The sequence below is a fragment of the Stenotrophomonas sp. 3diitr2024 genome, from assembly GCF_042136455.1.
Taxonomy (GTDB): Bacteria; Pseudomonadota; Gammaproteobacteria; order Xanthomonadales; family Xanthomonadaceae; genus Stenotrophomonas; species Stenotrophomonas sepilia.
This window is the reverse complement of record NZ_JBHHMJ010000677.1, coordinates 1-386: the sequence shown is the minus strand read 5'-3', so window position 1 is coordinate 386 and position 386 is coordinate 1. Positions and strand designations below refer to the sequence as shown.

The 386-nt window shown below is 66.6% G+C and carries 1 pseudogene; it reads right to left on the bottom strand.

The features are described from left to right. Nucleotides 1-136, bottom strand: a pseudogene (locus ABGA94_RS17225) (phosphate ABC transporter substrate-binding protein PstS); the annotation flags it as partial. Nucleotides 137-386 lie beyond the last annotated feature (250 nt).

Below are 386 nucleotides of genomic sequence, written 5' to 3'. Positions count from 1 at the left end.
ACTTCAGGTCGGTCGCCCAGTAGGCCTCGATCTGCTTGACCAGTTCAGCCGGCAGCGGCACGTAGTGCAGCTCGTTGGCCTGGGCCTGGCCGTTCTCGAAGGCCCACTTGAAGAAGGCCAGGGTGTCCTGGTTGCGCTTGTTCCAGTTGAAGCGCTCCGCGCCCTCGCGCAGGCAGCGCACCAGGTTGCGGTCGGAGAACTTCTTGGACGGATCGCCGGGCACGACCTCGGGTTCGTTGAGGATGCGGAACGCGATCGGCTTCATGGTGCACTCCAGGACAGGGTTGCCCGCACCCTACGCGCTCAGCGCTGTGGCGACAATCGGCCGGAGGTCACAACGCCGCGGCCAGCGGGCATTCGCCGCGTTCGCGGCAGGCCTGCAGCTC